Origin of the sequence: Alkalihalophilus lindianensis, from assembly GCF_032843265.1 — a bacterium.
In the GTDB taxonomy this organism is placed as follows: domain Bacteria; phylum Bacillota; class Bacilli; order Bacillales; family Bacillaceae_D; genus Alkalihalophilus; species Alkalihalophilus lindianensis.
Genome location: NZ_JAWJBA010000001.1, coordinates 1,041,249 through 1,057,246, shown reverse-complemented (window position 1 = coordinate 1,057,246; position 15,998 = coordinate 1,041,249). Strand labels below are relative to the sequence as shown.

Sequence of the window (15,998 nt, the reverse complement as noted above, 5' to 3'; positions counted from 1 at the left end):
AATTTGGAGGAATGAGATGAACGGGCATACGGACATTTTACTAGATAGTGGCACAAATGAATTAGAAGTTGTTATGTTTAAAGTGGCTAATGGGACATTTGGAATCAATGTTCTTAAAGTAAGAGAAATTATTAATCCTCTCCCGATTACAGCTACACCGAATGCTCATCGGCATGTGGAAGGGGTTATACGTTTACGACAAGAAGTTATTCCTGTGGTTGATCTTGCACAAGTATTGAACCTATCACCATCTAATGAACCAGATCAAGACAAATTGATTGTAGCTGAATTAAATAAAATGAAAGTTGCTTTTCATGTACACAGCGTCTCACGTATTCATCGTATCTCTTGGGAACAAATTGAGAAGCCAAGTGAACTCTCATTAAATGCCGAAAGTCACACGATCGGCATTGTGAAGCTTGAAAGTGAAATGTCGTTATTACTAGATTTTGAAAAAATCGTCGTTGATATTAATCCGAAGACAGGGTTAAGTGTGGAACAAGTAAAGAATTTAGGACCACGCGATCGATCCGAGAAAAGAATTGTTATAGCAGAAGATTCCGCTGTATTACGAAAGCTTCTTCAAGACACCTTAACAGAAGCTGGCTACGAGCGACTGTCTTTTTTTGAAAATGGGAAAGCAGCTTGGGATTATTTAGAGGGGTTAGTGAAAGAAGATCAAACCTTTAAAGTGGACTTAATTATTACCGATATTGAAATGCCTCAAATGGACGGACATCATCTAACACTTCGAATCAAACAAGAAGAACATTTAAAACAAATTCCAGTGATTATTTTTTCTTCTTTAATTACAACGGACCTTTATCATAAAGGGGAGAAAGTCGGGGCTGACAAGCAAATTAGTAAGCCTGAGATCGTTGAGCTTGTTGAAACGATCGATTCATTTGTTCGATAGGTAAGTGCTCACCGATTCGCCTAGTTTGCATAAGATACATCATCTTAGCAAAAAATGGGGCGATAAGATGGCAGCCAAGAAAAAGTCTTCAAAAGCAAAACATGTACCAAAAAAGACGGCAAGCGAAAAATATGCTTATACATTAAAATCGGTCACTTCTGAGACCTGCATAAAGTGCAAGACTCCTTGTTCAAGGGGGATGGCATATGTAGAGAAGATGAATGCACCGGGAGCAATAGGAAAAGGTGTTCCTTGTATTTTAACTAAAGGAAAAGGATTCAAATAAAACGTGAAGCTTCTGCTTCACGTTTTATTTTTGTTTTTTTAATTCCTTTAATAACTGATCTTTTTGATCTTCATTGAGAGCACCCATTTTGGTGAGTAGATAAGCATATTGAATGATTCTTTTTTTACTTCCCATACCGATCTCTCCTTTTCTTTACTACAACTTATTCAGTGAACAACAAAAATGTTTCTGTAAGGAAAGATTTTAGGCGTAATTCAACCTTGGAACCGAAAAAATGGACATTTTCAACGTTTTCTTGTTACACTAAATCTACAATGGATCCGTTCGATATAGATTAGGAGTGAAAAGTTTGGACATTCAAATTACAAAACCTGCACTAACTTGGTTTAAAGAGGAATTCAACTTAAAAGGTGAGGGAGAGTTTATTCGCTTTTTTGCACGTTACGGCGGATGTGGAAATATCCAAAGCGGCTTTTCACTTGGTATTAGTCAGGACCCACCGGATAAAATCGGCTCAAAAGCTGAACTTGATGGGATTACTTTTTTTATCGAAGAAAAAGATCTTTGGTATTTCAAGCATCTTGACTTGAAAGTGAAGTATAGCCGTAAGTTAGATGAGATTGAATTTGTTTATGAAGAACAACAAAGTGAAAAAGAGTAAAGTGAAGCCAGCAGATTAACTATCTGCTGGCTTTTGTTATGATCTCAATGAGGTGTTCTTCAAAATGGGAATCATTCATTTTGGTCGCAACACGGTGTATGGGGGCCGGGGGGAGTGTTTCATAAGGTCGCATGTCAGCTATGGTTAAGCCCCTAGCATTACCAGCTTGTTCTTGGACATAAATTAAATAATTTTGATAGGTAAACCAGTCGCTGTTTGTTAAAGCGATCATTGGAATTAAATCATGAACAGGACTGCCTTCAATATCAGGAATTTGTGTTTTATAAAATTCGTAATAGAAATCAAGAATCGGGTATAAGATATCTCCACATCCAGGCACATCTAGTTGTTTCGCAAGCTCAGGTGTAATAAAAATATGATCGGTTATATTAAGAGGAAATAAGGTGACATTTTTAGCGGATTTCATCACAACATGAGCTGCAATCGGGTCCCCATAAATATTGGCTTCTGCAACAGGCGTAACATTACCCGGTACAAAAAAAGCGCCTCCCATTACATAATAATCATTGAATGCTCTCATCAAATTAGGGTAAAGAAGAAAAAGAGTCGCTAGAGTCGATAATCTGCCTAGTGTGACAATTGTAAGATCACTTTTATGTTTGATGAGTAAAGGTATGATCTCATAAAAATTCTCTTTTAACCGATCCTCTGAATTAGGGGGTGTGAACGGTCCAAGACCATAATCACCGTGAATGGTCGGTTGCAATACAGGGTCTTCACCATTTAACGCCCGTTCTGCGCCTGAGAACACAGGTACATCTGTACGTCCAAGTAATTCCAATAAATACTGAACATTACGAACGGCAAAGCGCCGACTTGTATTGCCATAATCAGCAACAATTCCTACTACCTCTAGTTCAGGATTTGAGAAAGCGTAAATAAGCGCAATCGTATCATCAATACCAGGGTCACAAAAAATAAGGATTTTCTTTTTCATCGACATCACCAATAATTGGAATTTATTTCATCCTATGCTGAGGCGTTAATCTGTTGCATAAAAAAGATCTTCTCACACACACGGAGAAGATCCTCGTTCCGCCTAATTAGGTTGGCATGATCCAAACAATTTGTTGAATACGCACAAAAAAGGTAGAAGAGCTAGATTCTATGACAACATGATCAGGCTTAACATCGGCCACCGTTCCACGAACATTTCCGCGAGTTGTTTCAATGACCACGTCAGCACCCATGACAGATTGAAGCGTTTGTACGACATAAGGGTCAACAGAACTGATCATTTGTGGGACTTGATAATCATTTTGGTTATTCATTTTAATAGATCCTCCCCTAATTTCAATATCAATCTCATCCTATGCAGTCACATCTTTATGTGTTTGCCTACTTCATAAGAGGTTGATTCTATTGAGAGGAGGCTAATAATGAAGAGGGGTGAAAGTAATGAAGATCGGTTATGCCTGCCAAAATATGACGATCCCTACTCGATTTCGCACATGTCGTCTCCAAACCATGGAGAAAGAAGGGATGGGAAAAATTAAGGAATTAACATTAGCAAATATCGCTATGCTGAAGCAGGTCATTGAGTGGAACATTGAGAACAATATTACTTTTTTTAGGGTGAGTAGTGATATGGTTCCTTTTGCCACTCATTCAAAAATGACGTGGAGGTGGCAAGATGATGAAGAGGTAAAAAAGAATCTTTCGGAAATCTTAGAGCTCCAAAAAGCACATGGCTTACGCCTATCTATGCATCCTGGACAATATACGATTCTAAATTCGCCAAAAGAACATGTCGTTGAAAATGCAATAAAAGATTTAGAATACCATGCCGACTTTTTAGAACGGATTGGCGGAAGTGATATGATTATTCACACAGGTGGGGCGTATGGAGATAAAGAAGCAGCCAAAGAAGCTTTTATCAAATCCTATTTAACACTTTCAGATAAAGTTCGTTCTCTACTCCGGTTAGAAAATGATGATAAAACGTTTCATAGTTGTGATGTGCTCTCAATCCATGACCAATGCGGTGTGCCAATCTGTTTTGATCTTCATCATGAATTATGCTTCAATCGTACTATGAGCGAATTAGAACCCATCATCGAAGAAGTTCTTTCTACATGGAAGCACACCGCACTTCGACCCAAAATGCATCTTAGTTCTGGGAAGAAAGCAGAGAATGACCCAGCACATGCAGATTACATTCGAGAAGAAGATTTTGAAAGAATGCTTATCCTTATTGGCGATCATAAGGTTGATATTATGCTTGAAGCCAAAGCGAAAGAAAAAGCACTTATCAAGCTCTTAGACAATAAATAATGAGCAATTTAAGTGAGGGTTGTCTAAAGTTTGTGATATACTACTACAACAATAAGTGGAAGTAGGTGTGCTAATGTTTCAAAAAAGAGAGAAGGCAATGTTTGCTGGAGGGTGTTTTTGGTGTATGGTGCAGCCATTTGATGAACAACCTGGCATTCTTGAAGTGTTGTCAGGCTATAGTGGTGGAGAGACCGATAATCCGACGTATCAACAAGTAAAGTCAGGTGAGACTGGACATTATGAAGTCGTACAAATTACATATGATCCTGATCTCTTTTCTTATGATAAGTTACTATCACTTTATTGGCCTCAAATAGATCCAACTGATCCGCATGGACAATTTCAGGACCGAGGCTCACAATACCGCACAGCTATTTTTTATTACACATCGCAACAAAGGGTCCAAGCTGAAGCTACAAAAACTGAAATTGAAAAAAGTGGTCGCTTTAAAAAGCCGATTGTGACAGAGATTTTGCCTGCTAAAACGTTTTACCTTGCTGAAGAGAAGCATCAAAAATATTATAAAACACATAAAGAAGAATATAAACTAGACCGAAAGAAATCCGGCAGAGACGAATTTATTAAAGAAAACTGGAATAAGTGAGAACAACCCTACTATAAACATATAGTAGGGTCTTTTCACTCTTTGGGGACAATCATCATATAATAGATCAACGCATAATATGTACAATTATGTACTAATTATGTAAAAGTATAAAATAATTATCAAAAATTATAGTAAATATAAACTTTTTTCTGATATAATAAAACAAAAGAATTGAAAAAGTCAGTTAAAAGGAGCGTGTTTCATGCCTTCCGTTTTTCATAAATTGAAATTTGGTCTATTAATTACTGTTCTCACGCTAAATATGTTAGCTTTGATCGTTGTTTTATTTGTGCATGTGTGGACGTATACTGAAGCAGGTAAAGTTCCTCCAAAAACAGCTGTTCTCCTGCATGCTGTTCATCACAACTTAGTTACATCAGATATGAAACCCCCTAAATTTTTCGTGCAAAGTGGGAGTCCTACTTTTACAAGAGAAGAGATAGCCATTCCGGTGAGTGATGGTAGTGAGATAGAGGCAAGAATGTATCGACCTATTCAAGGGGAAAACCATCCAGTCATTCTTTATTATCATGGTGGAGCCTTCATGAAAGGCTATGGGGATATTAATACTCATGATAATATCGTGCGAACACTTGCTGCAAGAACGAAAAGTATTGTGATTGCTGTTGGGTACCGAGTAGCACCTGAGCACCCATTCCCAGCTGCAATTGAAGATAGTTATGATGCTTTAGTATGGGCATATGACCATGCTGAGGAATTCGGGGGAGATCCTTCCAAAATCGCTGTAGTCGGAGATAGTGCTGGAGGAAACTTAGCAACGGTTGTTTCATTAATGGCTAGAGATCGTAAGGGGCCAGAGGTTGCTGCACAAGCGCTACTGTACCCTCTAACCACATTTCAAGATGTTGAATTTGATTCAAGAGGTGTATATGATAGTGGATATTATCTCCTTTCTAGAAATGTGATGATGAGGGCTAGAGATTCGTATACACCTGATGAGAATACATGGGCTCTTCCGTACACATCTCCACTAGAGGCTGAACATTTATACAAAATGCCTCCTGCGCTTGTCATAACGGCAGAATTTGATCCTTTGAGAGATGAGGGAGAAGCGTATGCAAAGCGCTTGGCTGAGCACGGGGTAGCTGTTCGAGCACTGCGTTATAATGGAGTGATGCATGGATTCATTTCATTTTATGAAGTGATGTATCGCGGAAATCACGGCTTAAACCAAACAGCAACATTCCTAAACCAAATTTTTCACGAGTCACCACAATATGAACCCTATCATCTCCATGTATATGACGGGGTGGAACAATCGAACCACTTTCGTGAAGAGGCCGAAGCTTATGCGATTGGAAGCTTCTTATTAGGCAGGCAAGCACTTTCCATGATCCCATTCACACAATAAAAAGCGAAGCTGCGGCTTCGCTTTTTTCTATGCTTGTGCACGTTTGATGAACATTCTTTCATCTTCAATCAATCCACATGAGCCACATTGAACCTTTAATTCTGGACCACGGTACGGAGTATGAAAGGGGTCAAGTTTATCTTGACTGTATTGCTCCATTAATGATCCATCTTGGGGGTTCAGTTTTACAGATGTTGCCACTTGCTGAATTAAGTTAAAGCGAGAGCGGTTTGTTTTACAACTGGGACACAAATAAGGCGAACTCATAAGAACAACCTCCTTTTACGGTTAGTATGTGCGTCATTCATCATTTCTATCAGAATGGTTGCAAAAGCAGTTCTATTGAAAAGAGAGGAGGAATAGTCTATAATAAAAAATGAATGACAGTCAGTCGTTTTTGGAGGCGTTAATGAATAAAAAACAAGAAACGAAGTATGAACTAATCTTAAATGCAGCATTTGAACAAATGAAAGAGAAAGGGTTTGAGAAGGCTTCGATCTCGCAAATCGTTAAGCGTGCTGGGGTCGCTCAAGGGACCTTTTATTTGTATTTTGATTCAAAAGGGGCGATTGTCCCCGCTATTGCCGAGCGGATACTGGAAGAACAATTAGGGCTTATAAAAAGTGAAGTGAAAGAGAACGATTCGATTGACCGAATTATTGATGTGTTAATCGAACAGACATTTAAATTGACTGACCGGAATAAAGAAGTAATCAAATTTTGTTATTCAGGCATTGCTTACTACGATTCTTTTCAACGTTGGGAAGATATTTATCGACCTTATTACCTGTGGCTTGAAAAGAAATTAGAGAAGGCCATCACTACAAAAGAAATAGCACAACGAAAGTCGATTTCTCATCAAGCCATTTTTATTATAGGGTTAATTGAACAATCGGCAGAAAATTATTTCTTAACGGATGAACCAAAAAAAGACGAAGAATTGAATTTATATAAACAAGATTTATATCATTTTATTAAACGTGCAATAAGCTGATGAGATTCATTAGCTTAACACAATCTAAAAATGACTGACATTCAGTCATGATTAAAATAACGAGGTGCTAAAATGAGTGAAAAAGGCGTATTAATGCTATCAGTATATGGTGCGCTCCTATTTGCTGTAATAGGTGTGGTCTGGGGATTGATGATTGATTCTCAGATGATTTTATTTGATGGGGGATATTCCTTTATTAGTGTGGTTTTGTCACTTTTATCGTTACTAGGAGCAACCTACATTAAAAAAAGAGATGAAAAACGATTCCCTTTCGGAAAAGAAGTCATTGAACCGATCATAATTATAGCTAAATATGTGGTTATCCTTTTACTATGTGTTGTCGCATTGATTTCTTCAGGTTACGATCTTCTAAACGGAGGGAGAGAGGTGGCACCTGGATATGCATTGGCTTATTCTGTACTTTCAACGCTCGGTTGTTTAGTCGTATTGTTCTTCCTTACAAAAAGAGCTAGAAACAGTCAATCAGGCTTTATTGAAGCAGAACAGAAGCAATGGTTAATGGATACCCTTTTAAGTGTAGCGGTATTACTAGGCTTTCTTTTTGCTACACTCCTAACTTATACAAAGTACGTTCATTATGTGGTGTATATTGACCCGTTAATGGTCTTACTTGTTTCTCTTTATTGTTTAAAGTTACCATATGTGATGATTCGCGACCATGTACGTGAAGTACTCGAAATGTCGCCTGCCCCTCAAATTCAATCCCATATTCATCATTTAGTTAAAGAGATGGAGCAAAAATATCAATTTGTTGAGTCAGTCACTCGAACTTCTAAAGTAGGAGAAAAATTATATATTGAAATTGACTTTATCCTTGATGCTTCTTCAAACGCGCAAACAGTCAAAGAACATGATCTCATTCGTGAAGAAATGGACCACCAAATGAAGGGCATCGGTTATACACAGTGGCTTACGATTTCCTTTACGCAAGATCGTAAGTGGGCGTAAATGAAACCTCTCTCTCGCTAAAAAGAGCGTAGAGGGGTTTTTGGTTTATTTCAACATATAGGAGGGTATGTATTACTTAAGACAAAAGTTGAACGATTTTACTGAAGGGAGGGGTTACGATGGGTCTGAAAAAAGAACAAGAACAAAGGAAGCTTCCTCCTAAACACCGGGATGATGAAAAGCGTCATGATGAGAATGAACGGTTCGAGAAGTTATTAGACAAGCTAGAAGATATGACCACCAATGGACGTTTAAAGGACATGGCTTATCATTTTACAAACAAAAAAGAAGTGATTAAAGTGAACTTGCTAGCTGGTGTGGCAAGGGGTGTTGGGTTAACAATTGGAACAGCTATATTTATTGGTTTGCTCATATTTATTTTAACCCAAATGATTTCACTACCGATTATTGGTGAGTGGGTTGCTGAATTTTTAGAAATGGTCGATCAGTATCGTGAACAACCGTAAAGGTTAAACTATTAGAAGAGGTGATACATATGGATTGGTTAGGTATTGGTGTATTAATTTTAGCGATTGGATTTGCAGTATTAGTCGGTTTACTCGTTCCTGTATTAAAAAAGTTGACGGAAACATTAGATAACACGGCAAAAACAATCTCTCAAGCAGAGAAAAGTTTGGATGACATTACAAGTGAGACGAAACTTGTTTTGTATAATGCCAATGAAACATTAATGGACGTCAATCACAAAGTGAGTAAGTTAGATCCGATCTTTGATGTGGTAGAAGATGCGGGTCAAGCTACGCATCATTTAACTGAAACGTTAGCCGATTATACAGGTGCAAAAATGGATGACGTTAAAAGAGGAACGGAAGTAGGACGCCAAAAGAATTTAAAAGGCTTTGTACGTGGAGTTGCTCTTGTGTATTACTTACGTAAAGCGAAGAAAGCAGGAAAGAATGAACCTAAAGTAAAAGTGACGGTAAAAGAAGAACTATAGAAAAAAGCTGATGAGAGGATATCTCATCAGCTTTTTTAACTAAAACGCCCAGTTGCCATCACGGAAGACTGGCTCACGCTTACCGTCTTTTGTAATCCCGTCAATATTCATCTCTGCTGAACCGATCATGAAATCAACATGAGTGTTACTTGTATTTAAGCCGTTTTTCTCAAGTTCTTCTTTATCCATTTCTTTTCCGCCTTCGATGCAGAATGCATATGCACTTCCGATGGCGAGGTGATTGGATGCATTCTCATCAAATAGTGTGTTATAGAAAAGAATGTTCGTATCAGAGATCGGTGATTTATGCGGCACAAGTGCAACTTCTCCGATGAAACGCGCACCCTCATCCGAATCCAGAAGACGTTGTAGTGTTTGTTCGCCTTGCTCTGCTTTAAAGTCAACCACTTTCCCATCTTTAAATGTAAGAGAGAAATTATCAATAACTGTTCCACCATAATTTAATGGTTTCGTGCTAGAGACGGTTCCATTGACACCTGTTTTCTTAGCTGAAGTAAAGACTTCTTCAGTCGGCATGTTTGCAACAAAATCTACACCATCTTTATTCGTGCTACCACCACTTACCCATAGGTGAGTTTCCGGTAGTTCAATCGTTAAGTCGGTACCTTCTGATGTGTAGTGTAGCGCTTCATAATGTTTTTCATTTAACGCAACCATTTTTTCATCTAGTGTCGCAAGATGTGTCTTCCAATCTGCTACAGGGTTCTCGTTATGAATACGGGTTGCAGCAAAGATAGCATCCCAAAGTTGTTGGATCGCATCTTCACCTTTCGCATCTGGAAACACCTTTTCAGCCCATTCTTTTGATGGTGCAGCAACAATTGACCAGCTGATTTTGTCAGCCATAATGTACGAACGGAAACCTGCCATTGCTTTTCCACTTGCTTTGTTTGCATTCGAAACTCGCTCTGGGTCAGCATCTTTTAGAAGGTCAGGGTTAGATCCTGTAATGCTTAAAAAAGCAGCTCCATTGCTTGCTAATTCCTCATAACCTTTAGCAATCCACTCTGGATACTCGTTGAAAGCATCATCAGGTGCAAGCTCAAATTTCAATTTTGTGATTTCTTCATCTGCCCACTCGACTTGGACATGCTTAGCTCCCGCCTCGTAGGCTTTTTTAGCGACTAGTCTTACAAGATTGACGGCTGTAAGGGGGGTACGAACGACAAGTGTTTGTCCAGGCTGGATGTTAACGCCTACTTTAACAGCAAGCTCTGCGTATTTTTCGAGATTTTCTTGAAAGGTTGTCATTATTGTCATCCTCATTTCATGTATGTATTATTTCATTCTTCACTATTTTACCAACATTATGACTGATTGAAAAGAATGAGCACTCTCATGCGTTTTATGGTAAGATAGTAAACGCTAAAAGTAAGTAAGAAGAAACATTCACGCTGATCGTGAAAGAGGTTCGCAAACTCCCTCTATAAAAAACTATAAGGCAAACGGCATCTGCTTGATGCGGTTTTCTTTCGTTTCTCATCTATAGAATGTACCTATGTAGGGTAATTTATGAATATGAGAACGGAGCCGTGCTTCTACTAACAAATGAGCTACGGCTTTTAGCATCGCACTCAATAAGGGTGCGAGGAGTTTTTCGAATGCTCGTTCTTCTTCAATCATGAAGGGGGAACTAGAGTAATGAAACAAGATAAAGCAGTCGTTGTATTTAGTGGTGGACAAGATAGCACAACGTGTTTATTTTGGGCCCTAAAAGAATTTAAAGAAGTAGCAACCGTAACGTTTGATTATGGTCAAAGACATTCAAAGGAAATTGAATGTGCTAGAGAGATTGCTGCTGAACTAGGCGTTTCATTTCATGTGTTAGACATGGGGCTGATTAATCAATTATCCGCAAATGCTCTTACACGTTCTGATATTGAAGTAAAAGAAGGAGAAGATGGTGAATTACCTTCTACTTTTGTGGAGGGGCGTAACTTATTATTCTTATCTTTTGCTGCGATCTACGCCAAGCAAATTGGAGCAAAGCATGTCATTACTGGTGTGTGTGAAACAGACTTCAGTGGGTATCCGGACTGTCGCGATATTTTTGTGAAATCACTGAATGTCACGTTAAACTTATCGATGGATGAGCAATTTGTCATTCATACACCGTTAATGTGGCTAAACAAAGAACAAACATGGAAACTAGCCGATGACCTAGGTGCGCTCTCTTTTATTAGAGAGAAAACGCTCACTTGTTACAATGGCGTGATCGGTGATGGATGTGGAGAGTGTCCATCTTGTGTGTTACGGAATAAAGGGTTAAATGATTATTTACAAACGAAAGTAGCAGGTGATGAGTAATGCTTCAACAATTCTATCCTCAAGTGCCGCATACCTTTCGTTTTGAATTAAATAAAGATATGCATTTAGCAGCCGCTCATTTTATTAATGATGAACATGCTGGAGCTTGTCAATATACGCACGGACACACGTATTTTATAAATGTAACGATTGCCGGAGATGAGCTTGACTCAACCGGTTTCTTGATTAACTTTAAAGATATTAAAACATTAATTCATAAACGATACGATCATTCTTTATTAAATGAGCATCCGGAATATAAAGACGTGAACCCAACTACGGAAGTCGTAGCTAAGCAAATATGGGAAACGGTTCAAACTCACCTTAATACGTTGACCAATAATCCTACATGCTTGCAAGTTCTTGTGCGCGAAACACCTACAAGTTATGTCGTCTATCGTCCGAAGCCGGAGGATTTAAAGTGAAACGTATACCGGTAATGGAAGTCTTTGGCCCCACGATTCAAGGTGAGGGAATGGTGATTGGTCAAAAGACGATGTTTGTTCGCACAGGAGGATGTGATTATCGATGCTCTTGGTGCGACTCTAGCTTTACTTGGGATGGGACTGGTAAAAGTACGCTGTTATCGGCCGCCGATATCGTATCCCAGCTAAAAGAAATTGGTGGAGACCGGTTTTCTCACGTGACTATCTCTGGAGGAAATCCAGCGATTCATCAAGGAATTGGTGAACTCGTTAGCATGCTAAAAGAACGTGGCATTAAAACCGCGGTTGAAACTCAAGGGTCGATTTGGCAGGATTGGATGCAGGATGTAGATGATGTAACGATCTCTCCAAAACCACCGAGTTCTAAAATGGAAACGGATTTTGAGAAGTTAGATACTTATATAGAGCGTCTTAAAGATTACAATAGCAGTTTAAAAGTTGTTATTTTCAATGAAGAGGATCTTCAGTATGCTGAGAAGGTTCACAAAAGGTATCCTGAAGTGCCAATGTATCTTCAAGTAGGAAATGACGAAGTGGATACTGTAGAGAATGATTCGCTTCTCTCACGTTTACTTGAGCGGTATGAATGGTTAATTGATAAAGCAGTCGAATCACCTGAATTAAATGACGTAAAAGTACTTCCGCAGTTGCATACATTAGTATGGGGCAACAAGCGAGGGGTATAAGGAGGATGTTCAATGAGTGGTCGTAAAGATGAAGATTTAGAGGGCGTTACATTGTTAGGAAATCAAGGGACGACGTACGATTTTGAGTACAATCCTAAAATCCTGGAAGCTTTTGATAATCAGCATCCTAATCGTGATTATTTTGTAAAGTTTAATTGTCCAGAATTCACGTCGTTGTGTCCAAAAACAGGACAGCCTGATTTCGCGACAATTTACATTAGCTACATCCCCGGTGAGCGAATGGTCGAAAGTAAATCACTTAAGCTCTACTTATTTAGCTTCAGAAACCACGGAGACTTTCATGAAGATTGTGTCAACATTATTATGAACGATTTAATTGATTTAATGGATCCGAAGTATATCGAAGTTTGGGCTAAGTTCACTCCACGAGGTGGAATAAGTATTGATCCTTACTGTAACTACGGGAGAAAAGGGACAAAGTATGAAGAGATTGCGGACTACAGATTAATGAATCATGACATGTATCCAGAGACAATCGATAACAGGTAGTTCCTGAATAATCCTGTTTATTAAAAACTATTTACGTTTTTTTGTGACTTTTTACGTGATAGTTAGCAATAATTAAATCAAAATGTGACCTGAAATGTGACCCGAAGTATGATCTTAATAAGAGGTCACAAAAACTAGGTTGAGCCCTTGTCCCATATGGGATGAGGGTTTTTATTTTAATGTGAATTAAGAAGTTGCCGACTTCTATCAAGAAATTAAACAAAAAAAGCGAAAAAATTAAACAAGACATTTATGTCATTAGGATTTAACCGTGGTAAATTTATATTATCGAAAATGGTTCAAGAAGCAGCTGCTATTGATCATTCGATAAGCAAATGGATCCTGCAAGTCCATTTCTAAGTTTTAGTCTTGACGGTGGGAAAGACCACAAATCAATTGATGAGTGTACATTATGTACAGAGTTTGGCATCTGCTCTTTTGAGCGGGTGCTCTTTTAAAAATAAAATTTAAAAATAAGAAATAAATTTGTTATAATTGTTAATACTTAACTAGAATATGGTATTATATACCTAACAATAATTAAAGGTGTTGGGTATATTGAGGGCTAGCTATGATTATCATTATGGTTTCCGGGCTTTGTTGATTATTATAATATGGTTAGCATTCTTTGGGACTATAACAAGCACAACAAGCGAAACAACATTTTTTGGCGCAATCCTCCTTTTCTTACTTCCACTTGCACTAGATTACAGCGGTCATGCACCTCTACTTGAAGGGAATAAGAAACGAAAGATGTTAGGATTGTGGAGTGCGTTATTCATTTCTGCGGTGTGTATGGGCTTTTCATTCTCGAATTTAAACCTCGAATTTTTAACTTTAAATCCATTGTTCCAAATTATAGTAGCTTGTTCTGGTGCAGTTTATGTGGTTATGGGAATTTACGATTGGGTGGGTTACAGTTCTCAAGAAGAAATTGAACACAGAGATGGTTTGAAAGCGCTCAGTAGAACGAAGAGGATTGAACCTATGGCAGAGAGGGTACAGTTCCATAAAGAGATTGGTAAAAGTCATCCAAGTAAAACTGGTACTGAAAATAACTAGAAGGGGTGATAAGATGAATAATTTGTTGAGTATCGCCATTCCTACTCTAATGACCGCATGTTATATAGGTTTGGTAGTGGGTACTTATAAAAAATTGCAAAATAATAATATTCATCTAATTGGAAGAGCTAAATACTTCTCTCTATTCTTTCCTTTAGCATTATTTCTTTACCACTTTATTTGGGCGGTAAACTCTTTTTCAAAGTCTCCCAAAAAAGCTTTATCTATAATGGGTATTTTCATTTTAAAATACCCTGTCGCTGTGGGATTACTAATAGAATTGATGTTGGAAGATATTGCTCATCAAATTAGCAATGATGCTGAAGTTGCTAAAGTGAGAAAGAAGCGTGCAATAAACAAACAGGTTGATAAAAGGAAGCTTACGGATATTAGTGATGTACCAAAGTCTATTTTTGAAGAATATAAGACTACCCTGAGAACATACGCAGTGTAATAAAAAAGCGCTAAAGTAGCGCTTTTTTATGTGGAGTAAATAATTCAGCATAGGTTATTTTGAACTAGATAACTATGCAGGAGTTTGATACTTTTTGTCGAATTGGTAGGTGGAAGGTGGTGAAAAAATGGAAAATAATAATACTGCAGGCAGAAACCGATATGATCTTATTATGGAGTTAGTTGCAATTCATATAAACCATTTTGGTGTATCTGATTCTCAAGAATTAGAGGAAATCTATAAGAAATACCATGCTTTGGTTCGTAGCTAAAAAGCTAAGACTAATCCATTCGGGTTGGTCTTTTTATTATGCCTAGAGGTGATGCTTATGAAAAAGAAAAGCCTAATTAAATACACAGCTGCAGCACTACTGATCTTCATCGGTGGTGCTTTTTATGATGCTGTAACTGAGTTGCCGTTAAGAACAAGGAACTACATTCTAATAGGCTAGGAGCTGATCGTGTGAATCTATCCAGTGAATTAGCAAAGAAGAAACGTAGACGTCGGAAAAAGAAGAAGCAAGAGCCTAACTACAAAGAATTAATGGGTGTATACCGAGATACTTACAAGCGTGGTCCAGGTGGAGCAATCAAACGTCGATCATTCTGACTGTCCTCTAATTAGAGTATAGTGCGACTGTCCTCTACGTAGGGTATAGAACTGTCCTCTAATTAGGGTACAGTACTGCCCTCTAATCCGAGGACAGACAAACTTTTTCCTTCATTAGAGCGCAAACTCTAAAGAAAATATTAAAGAAAATATATAAAGAAAACTAGCAAATGAAATCTGCTAGACTATTTTCTTTTTAGGAGAAGAAGATAAATGAACAAGAAACAACGTCCAAAGGTAACTAAACAGCAGACGGAGTTTATTAAGAAGATGATAGCTAAGGAAGCTAATGATAAGGTATTCCAGCAGGAAGCAACCATGCTTCGCCTTTATACGGAAACCTTACACGAGTATCTAACACAACTTAACGATGAAGCGGGGACTCTTGATACAATGTTATCCACCTTGTCAAACTTACAAGAGAACTATGATTGTGCATACAAGAACGTAGGTAGTCTACCTGAAGATAAATATAAAGTACTTATCAAAGAAGCCAGGGATCAACTCAAGGTTACATGAGCAGTCGTCGTTACTATGATCGATACAAACGAGATAAGGAAGCTACCGCATTCTATAATTCGTCTGCATGGAGAAAGTGTAGAGAAGTTGTATTAATTCGTGATGATTTTCTTTGTGTTCTATGTTTGAAGAAAGGGATCATTCAAACAGCTGCTACTGTTCATCACATGAAACACTTTAAAGAGTATCCAGAGCTTGCACTAGACATTGATAATCTTATTAGTGTCTGTTTGGCATGTCATAATAAGCTTCATCCAGAGAGAGGAATGAATAAGAAGTCAACCAAAAAGAGAAAAGGGGTGAGAGTGGTGGAGATAAGTGCAAATAATGAAAGAATAGACTAGCCCCCCTGCTTTGAATCTGAG

25 protein-coding genes and 1 riboswitch are annotated in these 15,998 nt (G+C 38.1%); of the genes, 21 read left to right on the top strand and 4 right to left on the bottom strand.

All coding sequences use genetic code 11. The features are described 5' to 3' along the window. Positions 1-16 precede the first annotated feature (16 nt). From RYX56_RS05865 to RYX56_RS05855, 3 genes are all read left to right on the top strand, one after another. Positions 17-916: a chemotaxis protein gene (locus tag RYX56_RS05865; protein WP_317121128.1), complete on the top strand. Its 900-nt coding sequence runs from the start codon at positions 17-19 to the stop codon at positions 914-916. Between the two features lie 67 nt (positions 917-983). Then, entirely contained in the window at positions 984-1,202 is a 219-nt protein-coding gene (locus RYX56_RS05860) for a hypothetical protein (protein ID WP_317121127.1), read from the top strand. 310 nt (positions 1,203-1,512) lie between these two features. Further along, on the top strand, positions 1,513-1,824 hold the full coding sequence (locus tag RYX56_RS05855) for a HesB/YadR/YfhF family protein (protein ID WP_317121126.1): 312 nt from the start codon (positions 1,513-1,515) through the stop codon (positions 1,822-1,824). A 19-nt stretch (positions 1,825-1,843) separates the two neighbouring features. Here the strand turns inward: RYX56_RS05855 and RYX56_RS05850 are convergent, their stop codons facing one another. Next, positions 1,844-2,782: a nucleoside hydrolase gene (locus tag RYX56_RS05850; RefSeq protein WP_317121125.1), complete on the bottom strand. Its 939-nt coding sequence runs from the start codon at positions 2,780-2,782 to the stop codon at positions 1,844-1,846. Between the two features lie 106 nt (positions 2,783-2,888). Continuing rightward, entirely contained in the window at positions 2,889-3,116 is a 228-nt protein-coding gene (locus tag RYX56_RS05845) for a YuzF family protein (RefSeq protein ID WP_317121124.1), read from the bottom strand. A 127-nt stretch (positions 3,117-3,243) separates the two neighbouring features. Here RYX56_RS05845 and uvsE point away from each other — a divergent pair, with 127 nt between their 5' ends. From uvsE to RYX56_RS05830, 3 genes are all read left to right on the top strand, one after another. Further along, entirely contained in the window at positions 3,244-4,119 is an 876-nt protein-coding gene (gene uvsE, locus RYX56_RS05840) for a UV DNA damage repair endonuclease UvsE (protein WP_317121123.1), read from the top strand. A 73-nt stretch (positions 4,120-4,192) separates the two neighbouring features. Next, positions 4,193-4,723 carry a peptide-methionine (S)-S-oxide reductase MsrA gene (gene msrA / locus RYX56_RS05835; protein WP_317121122.1) on the top strand — a complete coding sequence of 177 codons (531 nt, stop codon included), beginning with the start codon at positions 4,193-4,195 and terminating at the stop codon, positions 4,721-4,723. A gap of 205 nt (positions 4,724-4,928) precedes the next feature. Continuing rightward, on the top strand, positions 4,929-6,098 hold the full coding sequence (locus RYX56_RS05830; protein WP_317121121.1) for an alpha/beta hydrolase: 1,170 nt from the start codon (positions 4,929-4,931) through the stop codon (positions 6,096-6,098). A gap of 27 nt (positions 6,099-6,125) precedes the next feature. Here RYX56_RS05830 and RYX56_RS05825 read toward each other — a convergent pair whose 3' ends face one another. Then, the gene (locus tag RYX56_RS05825; RefSeq protein ID WP_317121120.1) at positions 6,126-6,365 is read right to left on the bottom strand and encodes a DNA alkylation repair protein; all 240 of its coding nucleotides are present in this window, start codon (positions 6,363-6,365) and stop codon (positions 6,126-6,128) included. A gap of 142 nt (positions 6,366-6,507) precedes the next feature. Here RYX56_RS05825 and RYX56_RS05820 point away from each other — a divergent pair, with 142 nt between their 5' ends. The 4 genes from RYX56_RS05820 to RYX56_RS05805 all read left to right on the top strand — a co-directional run bounded on the left by RYX56_RS05820 (position 6,508) and on the right by RYX56_RS05805 (position 9,019). After that, positions 6,508-7,092, top strand: a complete 585-nt coding sequence (locus RYX56_RS05820) for a TetR/AcrR family transcriptional regulator (RefSeq protein WP_317121119.1) — start codon at positions 6,508-6,510, stop codon at positions 7,090-7,092. 72 nt (positions 7,093-7,164) lie between these two features. Further along, positions 7,165-8,061, top strand: coding sequence for a cation diffusion facilitator family transporter (locus RYX56_RS05815; protein WP_317121118.1), 897 nt, complete (start codon positions 7,165-7,167; stop codon positions 8,059-8,061). 119 nt (positions 8,062-8,180) lie between these two features. Further along, on the top strand, positions 8,181-8,528 hold the full coding sequence (locus tag RYX56_RS05810; protein WP_317121117.1) for a DUF5665 domain-containing protein: 348 nt from the start codon (positions 8,181-8,183) through the stop codon (positions 8,526-8,528). Positions 8,529-8,557: 29 nt separating this feature from the next. Further along, positions 8,558-9,019 (top strand): DUF948 domain-containing protein, encoded by a 462-nt coding sequence (locus RYX56_RS05805; RefSeq protein WP_317121116.1) that lies wholly within the window; start codon positions 8,558-8,560, stop codon positions 9,017-9,019. Positions 9,020-9,058: 39 nt separating this feature from the next. Here RYX56_RS05805 and RYX56_RS05800 read toward each other — a convergent pair whose 3' ends face one another. Then, positions 9,059-10,291 carry an aminopeptidase gene (locus RYX56_RS05800; RefSeq protein WP_317121115.1) on the bottom strand — a complete coding sequence of 411 codons (1,233 nt, stop codon included), beginning with the start codon at positions 10,289-10,291 and terminating at the stop codon, positions 9,059-9,061. 149 nt (positions 10,292-10,440) lie between these two features. Continuing rightward, positions 10,441-10,484, top strand: a riboswitch (PreQ1 riboswitch). 197 nt (positions 10,485-10,681) lie between these two features. Here RYX56_RS05800 and queC point away from each other — a divergent pair. The 11 genes from queC to RYX56_RS05745 all read left to right on the top strand — a co-directional run bounded on the left by queC (position 10,682) and on the right by RYX56_RS05745 (position 15,977). Continuing rightward, on the top strand, positions 10,682-11,347 hold the full coding sequence (queC, locus tag RYX56_RS05795) for a 7-cyano-7-deazaguanine synthase QueC (RefSeq protein WP_317121114.1): 666 nt from the start codon (positions 10,682-10,684) through the stop codon (positions 11,345-11,347). Further along, entirely contained in the window at positions 11,347-11,772 is a 426-nt protein-coding gene (gene queD / locus RYX56_RS05790; RefSeq protein WP_317121113.1) for a 6-carboxytetrahydropterin synthase QueD, read from the top strand. The genes queC and queD overlap by 1 nt, the downstream gene beginning before the upstream one ends. Next, complete coding sequence (queE, locus tag RYX56_RS05785; protein WP_317121112.1) at positions 11,769-12,479, top strand: 7-carboxy-7-deazaguanine synthase QueE; 711 nt, start codon at positions 11,769-11,771, stop codon at positions 12,477-12,479. Before queD ends, queE begins: the two co-directional genes overlap by 4 nt. Before the next feature lie 12 nt (positions 12,480-12,491). Beyond that, positions 12,492-12,989 carry a preQ(1) synthase gene (gene queF, locus RYX56_RS05780; protein WP_317121111.1) on the top strand — a complete coding sequence of 166 codons (498 nt, stop codon included), beginning with the start codon at positions 12,492-12,494 and terminating at the stop codon, positions 12,987-12,989. Positions 12,990-13,547: 558 nt separating this feature from the next. Further along, on the top strand, positions 13,548-14,051 hold the full coding sequence (locus RYX56_RS05775; RefSeq protein WP_317121110.1) for a hypothetical protein: 504 nt from the start codon (positions 13,548-13,550) through the stop codon (positions 14,049-14,051). A 13-nt stretch (positions 14,052-14,064) separates the two neighbouring features. Further along, positions 14,065-14,505, top strand: coding sequence for a hypothetical protein (locus RYX56_RS05770; RefSeq protein ID WP_317121109.1), 441 nt, complete (start codon positions 14,065-14,067; stop codon positions 14,503-14,505). A gap of 127 nt (positions 14,506-14,632) precedes the next feature. Next, positions 14,633-14,776, top strand: a complete 144-nt coding sequence (locus RYX56_RS05765; RefSeq protein ID WP_317121108.1) for a hypothetical protein — start codon at positions 14,633-14,635, stop codon at positions 14,774-14,776. 57 nt (positions 14,777-14,833) lie between these two features. Further along, positions 14,834-14,956, top strand: a complete 123-nt coding sequence (locus RYX56_RS05760; RefSeq protein WP_317121107.1) for a hypothetical protein — start codon at positions 14,834-14,836, stop codon at positions 14,954-14,956. A gap of 11 nt (positions 14,957-14,967) precedes the next feature. Continuing rightward, positions 14,968-15,114: a hypothetical protein gene (locus RYX56_RS05755; protein WP_317121106.1), complete on the top strand. Its 147-nt coding sequence runs from the start codon at positions 14,968-14,970 to the stop codon at positions 15,112-15,114. 213 nt (positions 15,115-15,327) lie between these two features. Then, the gene (locus tag RYX56_RS05750; RefSeq protein ID WP_317121105.1) at positions 15,328-15,633 is read left to right on the top strand and encodes a hypothetical protein; all 306 of its coding nucleotides are present in this window, start codon (positions 15,328-15,330) and stop codon (positions 15,631-15,633) included. Continuing rightward, positions 15,630-15,977 carry an HNH endonuclease signature motif containing protein gene (locus tag RYX56_RS05745; RefSeq protein ID WP_317121104.1) on the top strand — a complete coding sequence of 116 codons (348 nt, stop codon included), beginning with the start codon at positions 15,630-15,632 and terminating at the stop codon, positions 15,975-15,977. The genes RYX56_RS05750 and RYX56_RS05745 overlap by 4 nt, the downstream gene beginning before the upstream one ends. Positions 15,978-15,998: the final 21 nt, after the last annotated feature.